The organism is Pseudomonas sp. T1.Ur (assembly GCF_023516725.1).
Taxonomy (GTDB): domain Bacteria; phylum Pseudomonadota; class Gammaproteobacteria; order Pseudomonadales; family Pseudomonadaceae; genus Aquipseudomonas; species Aquipseudomonas alvandae.
In genome coordinates this window covers 4,472,050-4,488,190 of the sequence record NZ_JAMGSN010000001.1, presented here as the reverse complement: position 1 = coordinate 4,488,190, position 16,141 = coordinate 4,472,050, and the positions used below count along the sequence as shown (strand labels likewise).

The window sequence follows — 16,141 nt, the reverse complement described above, 5'->3', positions numbered from 1 at the left end:
ATGTCGAACTTAGTGACCAATGTTGGACACGCCCATGGTCATGACCATGGGCACGATGACCATCACCACGACTCGGGCGAGATGACCGTATTCGGTTTCTGGCTCTACCTGATGACCGACTGCATTCTGTTCGCGTCGATCTTCGCGGTATACGCGGTGCTGGTTAACAACGTCGCCGGCGGCCCGTCGGGCCACGACATCTTCGAACTGCCTTATGTACTGGGCGAAACCGCGCTGCTGCTGTTCAGTTCGATCACCTACGGCTTCGCCATGCTGGCGTTGTTCAAGGGCAAGAAAACCCAGGTACTGGGCTGGTTGGCGATGACCTTCCTGCTGGGCGCCGGCTTTATCGCCATGGAGATCAACGAGTTCCACATCCTGATCGCCGAAGGCTACGGCCCTAGCCGCAGCGGCTTCCTGTCCGGGTTCTTCACCCTGGTCGGCACCCACGGTCTGCACGTGACCAGCGGTCTGATCTGGATGGCGATCATGATGTACCAGGTCCAGAAAAACGGCCTGACCGCCACCAACAAGACGCGCCTGAGCTGCCTGAGCCTGTTCTGGCACTTCCTGGACGTGGTGTGGATCTGCGTATTCACCGTTGTTTATCTGATGGGGACCCTGTAAATGGCTAACGCTCATTCCCATGATGGCCACGACGCCGGCCACGGCAGCGTCAAGTCCTACGCCATCGGTTTCATCCTGTCGGTGATCCTGACCGTCATTCCGTTCGGCCTGGTGATGTATCCAACGCTGCCGAAGAGCCTGACGCTCTGGATCATTCTGATCTTCGCCGTGGTCCAGGTATTGGTCCACCTGGTGTACTTCCTGCACCTGGACCGTTCGGCCGCCCAGCGTAACAACGTGATTGCGTTCGTTTTCGCGGCGCTGGTGATCGTACTGCTGGTCGGCTTGTCGTTGTGGATCATGTTCAGCATCCACTCCAACATGATGGCGCACTGAGGAAAGTCCGGATGTCACTGAAGCACTTTATCCAAATCACCAAGCCGGGGATCATTTTCGGTAACGTGCTTTCTGTGGCGGGCGGGTTTTTCCTGGCCTCGAAAGGGCATGTCGATCTGGCCATCTTCCTGGCGGCAATGATCGGCACTTCCCTGGTGGTGGCGTCCGGTTGCGTGTTCAACAACTGCATCGACCGCGACATCGACATCAAGATGGAACGCACCAGGAACCGCGCGCTGGTCCAGGGCCTGGTTTCGCTGAAGCTGGCCCTGGTATTCGCCACGGTGCTGGGCGTGGCGGGCGTGGGGCTGCTGTACTGGGTCGCCAACCCGCTGGCGGCGTTGTTCGCGGTGATCGGTTTTGTCATCTATGTCGGCCTCTACAGCCTGTACCTCAAGCGCAAGTCGGTCCACGGCACGCTGGTGGGCAGCCTGTCGGGGGCAATGCCGCCGGTGATCGGTTATGTCGCGGTCAGCAACAGTTTCGACATGGCGGCGCTGACGCTGCTGGTGATGTTCAGCCTGTGGCAGATGCCGCATTCCTACGCCATCGCGATCTTCCGCTTCAACGACTACCTGGCGGCCTCGATTCCGGTATTGCCGGTCAAGCGCGGTATCCAAGTGGCCAAGAAGCACATCCTGCTGTACATCCTGGCGTTCCTCGTGGCGACCTTGATGCTGACCTTCAGCGGCTACGCCGGCATGAGCTACCTCGCCGTCGCCGCCGCCATGGGCATGTACTGGCTGTACATGGCCTGGACCGGCTACAAGGCAGTGGATGACAGGGTCTGGGCACGCAAGCTGTTCGTGTTCTCGATCTTCACCATCACCGCCCTGAGCGTCATGATGTCCCTGGACTTCAAAGTGCCGAGTGAGTTGCTGCTGACTTACGCGCCTTAAGCGCCAGACGCTGCAAAAAAGCCCCGCCTTCGAGAGAAGTGCGGGGCTTTTTTTTCGAAATGGGTCATGGCGAGCCGCTGTCATTCGTCGCAATAGATTGTGGCTTGTTGATCTATACGCGATTTGCCTATAGTTTCTGCCATGCGAACCCTATTTTTTGAAACGACTACGTTCACCTCCACGGTCGGCCATTACCTGACTGACGATGAGTATCGCCTGCTTCAGTTCTATATGCTGCAGCATCCGGAGGTCGGTGACGTCATGCCACGTACTGGCGGCTTTCGTAAGCTGCGCTGGTTCGATGAACGTCGTGGCAAAGGGAAGCGAAGTGGGTTGCGGGTCATTTACTACTGGTTGATGCATGATCGTCAGTTCTGGATGTTCGCGATTTATGACAAGGACGAATTGGAAAACCTGACCTCTGAGCAAGAAAAGACGCTCAAGCGCGCCATAGAAGCTGAGTTGAAAGTACGGGGTACCTTATGAAAAAGCGCGATCTGTTTGCGGAGATGATGCAAGGCGTCGAGGAGATGGCCGCTCATCGCGAGGGCAAGATTACCCTTCGCCAGATATCAATCGAAGACAAACCGGTTCCAGAGGTGTCGGCCCAGGAAATCGTGGCCCTGCGCGACAGGCTTCATATGTCCCAAGCCGTTTTCGCCAAGAGCATCAGGACCAGTCCAGGCACCCTCAGGAACTGGGAGCAGGAAAAGTCCAAGCCTAACGCCCAGGCGGCTTTGTTGATCAAATTGGTCGAGAAGTTTCCGGATATGGTCGAGCGGCTTGGCGCTGTGTGAACCGCCCGTTGCTATGAAAAAGCCCCGCCTTCGAGAGGAGTGCGGGGCTTTTTCATGATCGTTATTCGGAAGTTATCGACATTCCTGTGGGAGCGAGCTTGCTCGCGAAGCGGTGGGTCAGTTGAGCTGATATGGACTGACACGACGCAATCGCGAGCAAGCTCGCTCCCACAGGGGACCCGGATTCGGGTCTATTGCTGGGCGATGCTGTAGCCGTCGAACGCTTTCTGCTGTTGCAGCGCGGTGACGATGCTTTTGCGGGTGGCCGGCTGTTCGGTGCCGTCGTTGTCCAGGAAGGTTTCGCTTTCCAGTTCGGCGTCGTCGCCTTCGCCTACGAAGTTGAAACCCAGGAATTCGAAGGCTTCGCGGTCGACGTTCGGCTTGGAGCGGGGTGTGCGCAGGGGCAGGGTGACGCTGATGCCGTCCTTGCTGATGACGAACACCTCGGCTTCCTTCTTGGGCCGCGAGGCCTTGCCCTTGCTGCCGCTTGGGTTGCTGATGGCCTGGTGGGTCTGGTTCAGCACTTTCAGGGCCAGCCCATAGACCAGTTCCTGGAAGTCCGCATCATCCTTGTAGCTGGAAAGTATGCGGCTGATGGGGAAACGGCTGCTCAGGTCTTCCAGGGCGGCAAAGTCCGCGGCTTCGGCATCCTTCAGTTGCTTGAGCTGACCCATCAGTTCGTAGGCCTTGTCGTCATCGAACGCATCGTGGGCCTGGCGAATGGCGGTGCGCAGCTCGCGGATCTGGTCGCTTTCGCGGTTCGACTGGAACGCATCGAGGACCATTTCGCTGATGGTCTTGGCCTGGGGCAGATGCTGTGAAAGATTGATGGAGTTTTCGTATTCCGCTTTGGACGACAAGGTAACTACGGATTCAGCGGTATTGGAATCGGACATTGAAATTTCACTACTTCTGTTAGCTGGATAAGGCGAGAAAGGCATTGAGCTTTTTCCGGTCGCCTAATCTATTGGACGCGGGCGGTGTTGTCACGGTCGGACCGGTCACCGGTACGCATTTGAGTCGCGCAACAGCGCCATCAACCGCAACGCGTCCGGTGTCGCGGCGCCGCTGGCCGTGTTGTCGAAGATGCACCAGGTCGGCGTGTCCGGGGCGGCTTGCAAGGCTTGGGCGATTTGCCTGAGCCGGACGTCGTCGTAAGGCGTGTAATAGATTTTCGGCGAGCCGTGCAGACGGTAATAGCGAATGCCGGGCCAACCCGCCGGTTGATCGCCGCCCGGCAGCGGCGACGGATCGGCGGCCACCCGGCCGATGCGCTCGGCCTGCAACATCGCCGTGGCTTGGGACGCGAGCCAGCTCGGGTGTCGAGGTTCGAGCACCGCAGCGCCTGGGTAACGATCACGCAATGCTCTGAAAAAAGCCTCGGCCTGCGCGTTGTCAAAGGCCAGCGACGGTGGCAACTGGATCAACAGGCAGCCGAGTTTCTCCCCCAATTGCGAGCACTGCCCGAGGAATTCATCCACAAGCCCCTCGCAATCGAGCAAGCGTCGTTCGTGGGTAATCTGCTTGGGGACCTTCACCGAGAAGCGAAATGCTGGTGCCACGCTGTCTGCCCATTTTGCGTAGGTGGCGGGGCGGTGCGGGCGATAGAACGAGCTGTTGATCTCCACCGCTGTGAAGCGTGCACTGTAGCGCTGCAGATGGGTGCCTTCATCGGGAAAGGAGGGCCATTGCGCCCTGGGCAACGACCAGCCGGCGCAGCCCAGGAAAAGGTTCGAAGTGTGGGGGAGTCGAGTCGCCAACGTGAGAGACCTGATTGCGGGGACAACGTTATGACCGCAACAAACGCCTCAAGGGTTCCTTTTTTGCAAACCCAAGTCAGTCGCAGATCACGTTCTTGCCGGCCATCTTGGAGCGATACAGCGCCTGGTCCGCCCGATCCATCAGCAACTCCTGCGTTTCGTCTTCGAGCCGCTGCACCACGCCAAAGCTCATGGTGATCTGGAAATCGCCCACCGGCAGCAGGTCGGACAGGCCTCGGCGAATGGTTTCGGCCATCAGGACCGCATCGGCCAAGGATGTGTTTGGCAAGATCATGATGAATTCATCCCCTCCCCAACGCACCAGCAGGTCGCCGTCGCGCTCGCAGCGCTTGACCGCTTGCACCACCTGAACCAGTGCGGCATCCCCGAACGCATGGCCGTATCGATCGTTGATGTCCTTGAAATCGTCGACATCCATGGCAATCAGCGACAACGGTTCGCGAAAGCGCTGGGCGCGTTCGCAGGCCAATGGCAGGGTTTGCTCCAGGCGATAGCGGTTGGCGACCAGGGTCAAGGCGTCGGTTTCGGCGAGCCTGCGGTTTTCGTCGAGCTGGATTTGCAATTGATGGTTGACCCGCGACAGTTCGCGGGTGCGTTCTTCGATGACTGCCTCGAGGGATTTGTTGCGCTGTTCCAGTTGCTCGAACAGACGTTTCTTGTCGTCGATGCTGCGATGGGCGCCGATCATGCGGGCCACGCTGCCGTCGGGGTTGCGGGCGATGACGTAGCCGCGGTCTTCGATCCAGATATAGGAACCGTCATGCGTGCGACAGCGGTATTCGGCTTGGTATTTGGGCGACCGTTGTTCCAGGTAGTCATCGAACAGCGCCATCACCTGAGGATAATCCTCCGGATGGATCACGCTCTCCCAGGTCAGCACGGTGTTGCTCAGTGAATGGGGCGTGTAGCCGAGCATGGTGTACCAGCCGGGGTTGCGATAAACGAACCCGGTATTGGCGTTCCAGTCCCAGATGCCGTCGCTCACCAGTTCCATGATGGTGTGCAGCACGCTTTCGTCCAGATCGGACAAATCGAACCGCAGCAAATCGATTTTCGAGGCGTCGTCCATCGTTGTTCCTCAATCAGCCCTGATATCAAAATGCTCTCCGAGGGTGAAGAGTAGCCGATGGGAGAAGGAGTCACTAGCGGTGAGCCCGTAGGAGCTGCCGAGCGAAGCGAGGCTGCGATCTTTCCCCAGGCGCTTGAGTCCCAAGCGAAAGATCAAAAGATCGCAGCCTCGCTTCGCTCGGCAGCTCCTACAGTGGGGGTTTACCCCATTTTTCCAGCGCAAACTCGACAAAACTGCGCAGCTTCGGCAAACGGTAGCGATCCTGGGCGTACATCAGGCTCATCGGCCGATGGGGCAGTTGATAATCCTGCAGCAGCGCCACCAGATTCCCTTCCTGTAGATCCTTTGCCACCAACGCGTCGGGCAACATCACCACACCCATGCCGGCCAACGCGGCGCGGTGCAGGCCCGAGGAGCTGTTGATCAGCATCGGTCCGTTCACCGGCACCTTGATTTCGCCGTCCGGGCCGTTGATCGGCCAGTGTTCCTGGGCGAAGCGCCATTCGTCGCCGGCGGAATAGGCAAACGACAGGCAATCGTGATGTTGCAGATCGTCGGGCTTTTGCGGCGTGCCTTTGCGCGCCAGATAAGCAGGGGAGGCACAAATGGTCAGGGTGTAGTCCACCAGCGGACGCACGATCAGTTTCGGGTCGGGAAGGCCGAGGCGGATGGCAACGTCGAAGCCATGGTCAAGCAGGTCCAGGCGCTGGTTGGTCAGTACCACGTCGAGTTTGACCTGAGCGAAGCGCTGGCTGAATTCGGCCAGGGCCGGCGCCAGGCGTTCGGTGCCGAAGGTCAGCGGCGCGGTGATGCGCAAGGTGCCGGTGGGTTCGCCCTGGGTCTGTTCGGCCAGACGCTCGGAATCGGCCACCAGCCCCAGCACTTCCAGGCAGCGCTGGTAGTAGGCTGCGCCGAATTCAGTCAGGCGTTGGCGCCGCGTCGTACGATTGATCAGGCGCACGCCGAGACGTTGCTCCAGCGCGCGAAGATGATTGCCTACCATGGTAGTGGACATTTCGCAGGCCTGGGCTGCCGCTGTCAGGCTGCCGGCTTCCACGACTTTCACGTAAACGGTCATTGCCTGGAACAGGTCCATTATCAAGCTCTGATTTTAAATGATTGAAGTAAAGCGATGTTTATCCATTGAGGGTGGCTAACCATACTGGAAAAAACCACCCGATGGAGCTAGATGTCATGACCGCCGCCTGCCTGATGAGCACGTACCAACCCTTGGCGCTGAGTTTTACCCATGGCCTGGGCACGCGCCTGTGGGACCAGGAGGGTCGCGAGTACCTCGACGCCGTGGCAGGCGTGGCGGTCACCAACGTCGGGCATTCTCATCCCCGGCTGGTGGCGGCCATCAGTGAACAGGCCGGCCTGTTGCTGCACACCTCCAACCTGTACAGCATCGACTGGCAACAACGGCTGGCCGGCAAGCTCACGCAGCTTTCGGGCATGGACCGGGCGTTTTTCAACAACTCCGGAGCCGAGGCCAACGAAACCGCGTTGAAACTGGCGCGTCTGCATGGCTGGCACAAAGGCGTCGAGCAGCCGCTGGTCGTGGTCATGGACAACGCCTTCCATGGGCGCACGCTGGGCACGATGTCTGCCAGCGACGGCCCATCGGTACGGCTGGGGTTCAATCGGCTCCCGGGGGATTTCATCAAAGTCCCGTTTGGCGATCTCGCCGCGCTGGAAAAAATCCAGCAGGCCCATGGCGAGCGTATCGTCGCGATTCTGGTGGAGCCGATCCAAGGGGAAAGTGGCGTGCAAGTCGCGCCGCCGGGTTACTTGCGGGCGCTGCGGGACCTGTGCAGCCGGCGCGCCTGGTTGTTGATGCTCGACGAGATCCAGACCGGCATCGGCCGCACCGGCCAGTGGTTCGCGTTCCAGCACGAGGGCATCGTGCCGGACGTCATGACCCTCGCCAAAGGCTTGGGCAATGGTGTGCCCATCGGCGCCTGCCTGGCGCGGGGCAAGGCCGCCGAGCTGTTCACCCCCGGCAGCCATGGCAGCACGTTTGGCGGCAATCCGCTGGCCTGTCGCGTCGGCTGCACGGTGCTGGACATCATCGAGGCGCAAGGCCTGCTGGAAAACGCCAGGCGCCAAGGCGAGCAATTGCTCAGCCGGTTGCGGGTCGAGTTGGCGGATAACCCGAACGTATTGGAGATTCGCGGCCAAGGATTGATGATCGGCATCGAGCTCAAGCAACCGGTGCGCGACCTGGCCCTTTGCGCTGCCCGGGACCATGGTTTGTTGATCAACGTGACCCGGGGCAAGACCATCCGCCTGTTGCCGCCGCTGACCATTGACGGGCGGGAAGTGGAGATGATCGCCAGGGGCGTGAGCCGTAGTTTGGCGCAGGCATGAAATGGCTTCGATCGGGCGACGACCGGTGTTTTCCAGTCAGGGCGAAGCGCAGCGCAGCGGGACGGAATTTTTAACGATTGTCGCGTTCCAACGCCAGCCAGAGTCGATTGCCTACACTTTGGCAACCAGACTGAAAATCCCAGGAGCATCTCCATGTTCACCTCGCGTCGCTTGATCGTTGTCGCTACCGCCGTGGCCCTGTTGTCCGGCTGTGCGTCGCCCAACCCCTATGACAACCAGGGCCAGGCCTCTACCGAATCCTCGGGCATGAGCAAAACCGCCAAGTACGGCGGCCTCGGCGCACTGGCGGGGGCGTTGGCCGGTGCGGCCATCGGTCACGATAACCGCGGCAAGGGCGCGTTGATCGGCGCCGCAGTGGTGGGGGCCTCGGCGGCAGGCTACGGCTACTACGCCGACCAGCAGGAAAAGAAACTGCGCGCCAGCATGGCCAATACCGGTGTTGAAGTGCAGCGCCAGGGCGACCAGATCAAACTGATCATGCCAGGCAACATCACCTTCGCCACCGACTCGGCGAACATCGCTTCCAGCTTCTACCAGCCGTTGAACAACCTGGCCAACTCCCTCAAGGAGTTCAACCAGAACCAGATCGAAATCGTCGGCTACACCGACAGCACCGGCAGCCGCCAGCACAACATGGACCTGTCCCAGCGCCGCGCCCAGAGCGTGGCGACCTACCTGACGTCCCAAGGCGTAAGCGGTGCCAACCTCTCGGCCCGTGGCGCAGGCCCGGACAACCCGGTGGCGAGCAACGCCGACGTCAATGGCCGTGCGCAGAACCGTCGGGTCGAGGTCAACCTCAAGGCGATTCCGGGGCAGCAGTACCAGGCGCCGCAGCAGCAGGGCCAGACTTACCAGCAGTATCCTTGATCGCTGGGCGGTAAATGAAAGGGGGACCCCGGAAATGGGGTCCCCCTTTTTTTGCGGCTCTGTGGCGAGGGGATTTATCCCCGCTGGACTGCGAAGCAGGCCCAAAACAGTCAGCTCCATCAGCCTGACACTCCGAGTTGCTTGATTAGGGGCTGCTGCGCAGCCCAGCGGGGATAAATCCCCTCGCCACAACACCATCTCCCCGGACCAAACACAGTGTTCACTCTAGTGGGTAGGTTTAGTTAGCCTCTTTCACCGCACTCAAGAACGCACACGTACGCTCTTGCTGCGGGTTTTCGAAAATCTGCGCCGGCGTGCCTTGTTCATGAATCTGGCCCTTGTAGAAGAAACACACCCGATCAGCGAACTCCCGCGCAAACCCCATCTGGTGGGTCACCATCAGCATCGTCAGGTTGTGTTCGGCGCCCAGCTTGCGGATCACGTTCAAGACCTCGCCGCACAGCTCCGGATCCAGCGCCGACGTCACTTCGTCAAACAGCATCACTTTCGGCCGCATCGCCAGCGCCCGGGCAATCGCCACCCGCTGTTGCTGGCCGCCGGACAGCTGCGACGGGTAATGATCGAGCTTGTTGCCCAGGCCCACCAGCTCCAGCAGGTCGGCGGCGCGCTCGCGGGCTTCCTTCGGGTTCATGCCCAGCACTTGTACCGGCGCTTCGATGACGTTTTGCAACGCGGTCATGTGGGGGAACAGGTTGAAACTCTGGAACACCATGCCGATCTTCCCGCGCACGCGGCGGATGTGTCGGTCGTTGGCTGGCACCAGCACGCCGTTGCGGTTGGGCATGTGGGTCAGCGAGTCGTCCTCGACGCGGATCTGGCCCTGGTCGATGCCTTCGAGGGTCATCAGCACCCGCAGCAGCGTGGACTTGCCCGAGCCGCTGGGGCCGATGATCGCGACCTTTTCACCGGGCGCGACATCCAGGTTCAAGTGATCCAGCACGGTGAAGCTGCCATAGCTTTTGGTCACGTCCTGGAAACTCACAATCGGCCGGGACGGTGTCGGAATCTGCATGGCCGGGGCCTCCTGCTGCGATGCCAGCGTGCTGCGCCGGGACAAGTCGGTGGGCGTGGACAGAGGTAAAGTCATTAGCGTAGCTCCATGCGCGTTTCAAGGCGCCGTACCAGGTAGGCCAAGGCGAGGCTCAAGGCGAGGAAGAACAGGCCGACCATGGTGATCGGTTCCAGGTAGCGGAAATTTTCGGAGCCGATGTTCTTGGCCTGCTGCATGATTTCCACGACGGTGATCGCCGACAGCACCGGCGTGTCCTTGAGCATCGCCACCAGGTAGTTGCCCAGCGGCGGCACGATGGGGCGCAAGGCCTGGGGCAGGATGATGTTGCGATACGCGTCGTACGGCGCGATGTTCAACGCCGTCACCGCCTCCCACTGCGCCCGTGGCACCGCGTCGAGACCACTGCGATAGACCTCGGCGATGTAGCAGGCGTAATGCAGGCCGATGCCGACGATGCCGACCTGCATGGCCGTCAAGCTCAGGCCGTAGTTGGGCAGTACGTAGTAGAGGAAGTACACCTGGATCAGCAACGGCGTGCTGCGGATGAACTCGATCACCGCCGTGGCCGGCCACGACAGCCAGAATCGGCGGCTGCGCCGGCCAATCGCCAGGAACAGCCCCAGCACGATCGCGATCAGGAAGCCGATCAACGTGATGCCCACGGTGTTGAGGGACGCGCGCAGCAGGTCCGGAAGAATTTGCGCGGCGTAGGACCAGTCGAACAATGTCATGACAGACCTCCGCGCATCCGGCCCCGGCTCAGTCGCCGCTCGATGTTGCGCATGCCGAAGTTGATGGCCTGGGCGAGGATGAAATACATCACCAGCGCCAGGCTGAATATTTCCAGGGTCTGGAATGTCGCCTGATCCAACTGGCGCGCCCGGAAGCTCAGGTCCGACAAGGTGATCAGCGAGACCAACGAGGTGTTCTTCAGCAGCTCGATCAACAGGTTGGTGCCCGGTGGAATCGCCGCCAGCAACGCCTGGGGCAGGATGATTCGCTTGAAGCGCGTGAAGGCGCTGAAGTTCAGCGCCGTACAGGCTTCGTATTGGCCCTTGGCGACCGAGCTGATGGCGCCGCGCATCACTTCGGCCCCATACGCGCCGATGTGCAGGCCCAGGCCGACGATCGCCACGGCGTAAGGGCTCAGTTCGACGTTGAAGGGCGGCAGCGGCAGCACGAAGAACAGCCAGAACAACTGCACGAGCAGCGACGTGCCTCGGAACACTTCGATGTAGGTGATGGAAAACCAGCGCAACGCGCGCCACGGCGACAGCCGCCCGAGGGCTGCGAGTACCGCCGCGACAATCGCCAGCAGCGAGCCGAAGAAGGTCACTTGCAGCGTGACCCAGGCCCCTTGAATCAATAACGGAAGTAATTCGCCCATGGTTCAACCCGATGTCCGATGAAGCGGGGAACAGGCATTACGCGCTGTGCGTCATGCCCGTTTCGGCATGCCGTCAGGGCTGAGCGCAGAGCTCGGCCGCGGTCTTGCTGGTGACGTTGGATTTGTCGAAACCGAACGGCGCGACGGCCTTGAGGTGTTCTTCCGAACCCAGCCACTTTTTCAGCTCGGCGTTGACCGCGTCGCGCAGGTCCTTGTCTTCGGGCCGGAAGGCCAGGGCGCCGTAGCCGATGTGGGACGGGTCGTCCTTGAATTCGGTCATCGCCTCGACCTTGTCACCGCCCTTGGCGGCCAGGCCTTTCATGGTCAGTTGCGTGCCGACGGCGGCGTCGGCGCGACCGGCGCGCACGGCTTGCAATTGCGCAGTGGTGTCGGGGACCTGCAGGATCTGCTCGTCCTTGACCCCGGAATCACGCGCGTACGCCAGGTTTACCGTGCCGGCCATGATTGCCAGCTTCACATCCGGTTGCTTGGCGATGTCTTCATAGCTGTGGAGTTTTTTCGGGTTGCCCTTGGCTACCAGCAAGGCGTCGGGCAACTGATACTGCGGATCGGTGAACAACACTTGCCTGCAGCGTGCCGGGGTGATGTACATGCCGGCGGCAATCACATCGAAGCGACCGGCGCGCAGGCCCGGGATCAGCGAGCCCCACTCGGTGAGCACGCCATTGACCTGCTTGATGCCCATCTTGGCGAAGATGATCTTGGCGATCTCCGGCGACTCCCCGGTGACGGTGCCGTCGGTTTCGGTGAAGGCAAACGGGGTTTCGTTGGCGTAGCCGATCCGGATGCTGCTGTTGCTTTTGACGGTATCCAGGGTCGCCGCCTGGACGCTGCCGGCCAGGCCGAGCACGGCGCAGGTCAACAAGAGCCGGCGCAAGGGTGTGCAAGTGCGGGGAAGAAAATTGCTCATCGATAGAATCTCCTGTTTCTTGTGGATCCGTCAGCGGACGGTTCTGTGTTAGGAGGCAGTGTGACAAGAGCAAAACGTACGACGGCGGATCCGGACGTGACCTGGAATCGGGAATGTCGCCGGTACAGGTCGGTCCGGCTTTTTGTCGGGGCAATGCACCCGCCTGGATAACGACCTTGGATCGAGCATACAAAAGCCCCGGCGCGGATTGTATTGCACTAGGACAATTGCATTGCCGCGATGGCCGCGCAATGCTGTGCGCACCCGTTCTCACGCCGGTTGCAGCCGTTATGGACAAGTGGAAGTCAGCCCTGGACCTCGCCCGCAGTGGTGAATCCAAATACAAGATCCTGGTGCAGGCCATCGCCGACGATATCGAACAGGGCACCTTGGCCAACGACCAGCGCCTGCCGCCGCAACGGCAGGTGGCCGACGCCATGGGCATCAGCGTGCAAACCGTCACCAACGCCTACAAGGAGTTGGAGCGCCAAGGGCTGGTGCGTTGCGAAGTCGGGCGTGGCAGTTTCGTCTCGCGGCGCATGAGTGATCGGGTCGCCACGTATATCCTCGACAGCCCCGAGCGGGCGCTGGTGGATTTTTCCATCACGCGCATCCTGCATACCCGCGAGCACGACCAGTGCTGGCGCGACACCTGTGCCGAGCTGAGTACCGAAGAGGACCAGCCGTGGATCCATGCGTTTCGTCCGATAGCCGGTTTTGAATCCCACCGCGAAGCGGCAGCGCAATGGATCGGCCGACAGGGGCTGAAAGTCGATCGCAACGATGTACTGATCACCAATGGCGCCGCCCATGGCATCTTCCTCGCCCTGGCCTCCCTCGCCGGGCCGGACGATGTGGTGCTCTGCGAAGGGCTGACCGACCACGGCGTGATCGGCAATTCCCAAGTGCTGGGCTTTACCCTCAAGGGCCTGGACACTGACCGCCATGGCATCGACCCCGAGCATTTCGAAGACATGTGCAGCAACGAGCGCATCACCGCGCTGGTGTGCACGCCGAACCTGAACAACCCCACCACCAGCCTGATGCCCGACACCCGTCGCCGGGAAATCGCCGAGATCGCCCGACGCTTTGGCGTGCACATCATCGAAGACGATGTGTACGGTCCGCTGCTGGACGAGCGCCGGGCGCCGCCCATCAGCCATTACCTGCCGGAGTTGTCGTTCTATTGCACGAGCATGACCAAGTCGGTGCTCACCGGGTTGCGGATTGGTTATCTGGTGGTGCCCAAGCGCTTGGCGCTGCGCACTGAGAGCATTTTGCGGGTGAACAGCTGGATGGCCACGCCGATGGTCTCGGAAATCGCCGCCCGCTGGATTCGCGACGGCCGCGCCGAGTCGTTGTTGCACCTACAAAGGCGCTTGTTGGCCGGGCGCCAGGCGATGGTCACCGAGTACATGGGCGAACACGTATTGGCCCAGCATCCTCATGCCTTGAATGCATGGATCGGCATCCCGCCACACTGGGAAGTCGACAGCCTGGTGCGCGCGTTGCGCCACAAGCACATTGCCGTCACATCCCCCGATCCGTTCACCGTACGCGGCACGCCAAGGCCCCGCGCGGTGCGGGTCTGCGTCGGTGCCGAATGCAGCGATGAAGAAATGCGCCATGCGTTGATCGGCATGCGGGAGATCTTCAACCAGTATCCGCAGATTCATGATTTCTGATATGCAAGCAGTGGGCTTTCTCCAAAGTTGCCTGTGCCTTTGTGGCGAGGGAGCTTGCTCCCGCTCGGCTCTGTAGGCGCTGGCGAAGCCTGCGATCTTTTGATCTTTCAATTGCGTTCAAATATCTGGGAAAAAGATCGCAGCCTCGCTTCGCTCGGCAGCTCCTACAGGCCCAGCGGGAGCAAGCTCCCTCGCCACGGGATAAGGTGTTCCTTATGGATTGTGGTCACTTCTTTCGGTCAGTAGTGAATGCAAACTAAATTGCCCTAGTACATTAATCACCACAATCCAGCCCTCTTAGACTGCGCCCAACACATCTGCTCGGGACGCGGTCATGACAGGGTTGCAGCTTCAGGACATTTTCCTCGCTCGCCAGCGCATCGAGTCGCAGGTCAGGCGCACGCCCATGGAGCGCTCCTCCAGCCTGTCGCGACGGATGGGGGTGCCGGTGTACCTCAAGCTGGAAGCCCTGCAGATCACCGGCAGCTTCAAGCTGCGTGGTGCGAGCAATGCGGTGGCACAGCTCAGCGCCGAACAGAAAGCCCGAGGCGTCGTCACGGCTTCGACCGGCAATCATGGCCGGGCGCTCGCTTATGCCGCCTCGCAGCAGGGCGTCCGGGCGCTGGTCTGCCTGTCGAACCTGGTGCCGGCCAACAAGGTGCAGGCGATTCGCGATTTGGGCGCCGAGGTGTGCATCGTCGGCCAATCCCAGGACGATGCCCAGCGCGAAGCCGAACGTATCGCGAGCGAGCAGGGCGCGACCTTCCTGCCGCCCTTCGATCATCCGGCGATCATCGCCGGCCAAGGCACCCTTGGCCTGGAAATCCTCGAACAGCAACCGGACGTGGCCCAGGTTCTCGTTCCGTTGTCCGGTGGCGGCCTGTTCGCCGGGGTTGCCCTGGCCCTGAAAAGTGCCAACCCGACGATTCAGGTCCACGGCATCAGCATGGCCCGAGGCGCGGCGATGCACACCAGCCTCGCCGCCGATCAGCCCGTCAATGTCGAAGAACTGCCAACGCTGGCCGACTCCCTCGGCGGCGGCATCGGCCTGGACAACCGCTACACCTTCGCCATGACCCGGCAGTTGATCGATGACCTGCACCTGCTTTCGGAGGTCTCCATCGCCAATGCCATCCGCCACGCCTATCACCACGAGCGCCTGGTGCTCGAAGGCGCCGCCGTGGTCGGCATCGCGGCGTTGCTCGATGGCCTGGTCGAGCCGCGCGGCCCCATCGTGGTGGTGGTCAGCGGGCGCAACGTCGACACCGAACACCATGCCCGCGTGATCGCTGGCGCCAACGCCTGATAACCCGTTGAACGGAGCCTGTCATGAGTGAAGTCACCCTATTGAGCGAAGCCGACCTGCGCAGTTGCGTGGCCCTCGACCTGGCCAGCATCGACGCCGTCGAGCAGGCCTTCGTGCTGCTGGCCACCGCCGCCGTGGCGATGCCGCCGATCCTGCGCTTGGACATTCCCGAGCATAACGGCGAAGTGGACGTGAAAACCGCTTACCTGCCGGGCCTGGAGCGCTTCGCGATCAAGGTCAGCCCGGGTTTTTTCGACAACCCCAAGCTCGGCCTGCCCAGCCTCAACGGCATGATGATGCTGCTCTCGGCGCGCACCGGCCTGCTGGAAGCGTTGCTGCTGGACAACGGCTACCTCACCGCCGTGCGCACCGCCGCGGCCGGGGCGGTGGCGGCGCGTTGCCTGTCTCGCGAAGAAAGCCGCAGCGTCGCGCTGATCGGTGCCGGCGAACAGGCGGCGTTGCAGCTTCAGGCGCTGCGCCTGGTGCGGCCAATCGACGAGGTGCGGGTCTGGGCGCGGGATGCGCAAAAAGCCAAGGCCTTCAGTGCCGAACTCGCTCGCGACACCGGCCTTGCCGTCACGCCATGCGCCTCCATCGATGACGCCATGGAAGGCGTGGACATCGCCATCACTTGCACCCCCAGTCGCGAGCCGTTGATCGAAGCCCGCCATTTACATCCGGGCCTGCACATCACGGCAATGGGATCGGACGCGGAGCACAAGAACGAAATTTCCCCGCAAGCCTTGGCGGCGGTCGACTGCTATGTCGCCGACCGCTTGAGCCAGACCCGCGTGCTCGGTGAACTGCACCACGCCCTGGTGGCAGGCACCGTTCGCGATGACCTCGCATTGTTGGAGCTGGGGCGGGTGTTGGCGGGGCAGCGAATCGGGCGTGCCGATGCGGCGCAAGTGACGCTGTGCGACCTCACCGGCACCGGCGCCCAGGACACCGCTATCGCCAATCTCGCCTTCGAGCGGGCGCGGACAGCGGGCAAGGGTTTTGCGTTCGGGCGCTAGATCATTTTTTCACGAG

Annotated in this window: 18 protein-coding genes; 10 read left to right on the top strand and 8 right to left on the bottom strand. The window is 61.4% G+C overall.

The features are described 5' to 3' along the window. From M8Q45_RS19955 to M8Q45_RS19935, 5 genes are all read left to right on the top strand, one after another. The gene (locus M8Q45_RS19955) at positions 1–627 is read left to right on the top strand and encodes a cytochrome o ubiquinol oxidase subunit III (protein ID WP_053125033.1); all 627 of its coding nucleotides are present in this window, start codon (positions 1–3) and stop codon (positions 625–627) included. Then, the gene (gene cyoD, locus M8Q45_RS19950; RefSeq protein WP_249876093.1) at positions 628–963 is read left to right on the top strand and encodes a cytochrome o ubiquinol oxidase subunit IV; all 336 of its coding nucleotides are present in this window, start codon (positions 628–630) and stop codon (positions 961–963) included. It begins immediately after the preceding gene. 11 nt (positions 964–974) lie between these two features. After that, positions 975–1,862, top strand: coding sequence for a heme o synthase (cyoE, locus tag M8Q45_RS19945; protein ID WP_249876092.1), 888 nt, complete (start codon positions 975–977; stop codon positions 1,860–1,862). A 141-nt stretch (positions 1,863–2,003) separates the two neighbouring features. Beyond that, a complete protein-coding gene (locus tag M8Q45_RS19940; RefSeq protein ID WP_249876091.1) occupies positions 2,004–2,348 on the top strand; it encodes a toxin in 345 nt (114 codons plus the stop codon). Then, a complete protein-coding gene (locus M8Q45_RS19935) occupies positions 2,345–2,659 on the top strand; it encodes a helix-turn-helix domain-containing protein (protein ID WP_030139928.1) in 315 nt (104 codons plus the stop codon). Before M8Q45_RS19940 ends, M8Q45_RS19935 begins: the two co-directional genes overlap by 4 nt. Positions 2,660–2,850: 191 nt before the next feature. On the opposite strand, the gene M8Q45_RS19930 is transcribed toward M8Q45_RS19935, so the two are convergent. From M8Q45_RS19930 to M8Q45_RS19915, 4 genes are all read right to left on the bottom strand, one after another. Further along, a complete protein-coding gene (locus M8Q45_RS19930) occupies positions 2,851–3,555 on the bottom strand; it encodes a hypothetical protein (protein ID WP_249876090.1) in 705 nt (234 codons plus the stop codon). A gap of 105 nt (positions 3,556–3,660) precedes the next feature. Further along, positions 3,661–4,419 carry a DUF72 domain-containing protein gene (locus M8Q45_RS19925; protein WP_249876089.1) on the bottom strand — a complete coding sequence of 253 codons (759 nt, stop codon included), beginning with the start codon at positions 4,417–4,419 and terminating at the stop codon, positions 3,661–3,663. 76 nt (positions 4,420–4,495) lie between these two features. Next, positions 4,496–5,509, bottom strand: coding sequence for a sensor domain-containing diguanylate cyclase (locus M8Q45_RS19920; protein WP_249876088.1), 1,014 nt, complete (start codon positions 5,507–5,509; stop codon positions 4,496–4,498). 187 nt (positions 5,510–5,696) lie between these two features. Beyond that, positions 5,697–6,605 (bottom strand): LysR family transcriptional regulator, encoded by a 909-nt coding sequence (locus tag M8Q45_RS19915; RefSeq protein WP_249876087.1) that lies wholly within the window; start codon positions 6,603–6,605, stop codon positions 5,697–5,699. 98 nt (positions 6,606–6,703) lie between these two features. On the opposite strand from M8Q45_RS19915, the gene M8Q45_RS19910 reads away from it, so the two are divergent. Next, entirely contained in the window at positions 6,704–7,879 is a 1,176-nt protein-coding gene (locus M8Q45_RS19910; RefSeq protein ID WP_249876086.1) for an aspartate aminotransferase family protein, read from the top strand. Between the two features lie 153 nt (positions 7,880–8,032). Continuing rightward, complete coding sequence (locus M8Q45_RS19905; RefSeq protein ID WP_018604257.1) at positions 8,033–8,767, top strand: YiaD family glycine zipper/OmpA-like lipoprotein; 735 nt, start codon at positions 8,033–8,035, stop codon at positions 8,765–8,767. 238 nt (positions 8,768–9,005) lie between these two features. Here M8Q45_RS19905 and ehuA read toward each other — a convergent pair whose 3' ends face one another. From ehuA to ehuB, 4 genes are all read right to left on the bottom strand, one after another. After that, on the bottom strand, positions 9,006–9,875 hold the full coding sequence (gene ehuA, locus M8Q45_RS19900; protein WP_408003292.1) for an ectoine/hydroxyectoine ABC transporter ATP-binding protein EhuA: 870 nt from the start codon (positions 9,873–9,875) through the stop codon (positions 9,006–9,008). Further along, entirely contained in the window at positions 9,875–10,531 is a 657-nt protein-coding gene (gene ehuD, locus M8Q45_RS19895) for an ectoine/hydroxyectoine ABC transporter permease subunit EhuD (protein ID WP_198796621.1), read from the bottom strand. Before ehuD ends, ehuA begins: the two co-directional genes overlap by 1 nt. Further along, entirely contained in the window at positions 10,528–11,187 is a 660-nt protein-coding gene (ehuC, locus tag M8Q45_RS19890) for an ectoine/hydroxyectoine ABC transporter permease subunit EhuC (RefSeq protein ID WP_030139936.1), read from the bottom strand. The genes ehuD and ehuC overlap by 4 nt, the downstream gene beginning before the upstream one ends. Positions 11,188–11,260: 73 nt before the next feature. Continuing rightward, complete coding sequence (gene ehuB / locus M8Q45_RS19885; protein WP_249876085.1) at positions 11,261–12,118, bottom strand: ectoine/hydroxyectoine ABC transporter substrate-binding protein EhuB; 858 nt, start codon at positions 12,116–12,118, stop codon at positions 11,261–11,263. A gap of 290 nt (positions 12,119–12,408) precedes the next feature. Here ehuB and ehuR point away from each other — a divergent pair, with 290 nt between their 5' ends. The 3 genes from ehuR to M8Q45_RS19870 all read left to right on the top strand — a co-directional run bounded on the left by ehuR (position 12,409) and on the right by M8Q45_RS19870 (position 16,125). Continuing rightward, entirely contained in the window at positions 12,409–13,803 is a 1,395-nt protein-coding gene (gene ehuR, locus M8Q45_RS19880; protein WP_249876084.1) for a MocR-like ectoine utilization transcription factor EhuR, read from the top strand. A 334-nt stretch (positions 13,804–14,137) separates the two neighbouring features. Further along, a complete protein-coding gene (gene eutB, locus M8Q45_RS19875) occupies positions 14,138–15,109 on the top strand; it encodes a hydroxyectoine utilization dehydratase EutB (RefSeq protein ID WP_249876083.1) in 972 nt (323 codons plus the stop codon). A 23-nt stretch (positions 15,110–15,132) separates the two neighbouring features. Continuing rightward, positions 15,133–16,125: a cyclodeaminase gene (locus tag M8Q45_RS19870; RefSeq protein ID WP_249876082.1), complete on the top strand. Its 993-nt coding sequence runs from the start codon at positions 15,133–15,135 to the stop codon at positions 16,123–16,125. The last annotated feature ends 16 nt before the right edge of the window (positions 16,126–16,141 follow it).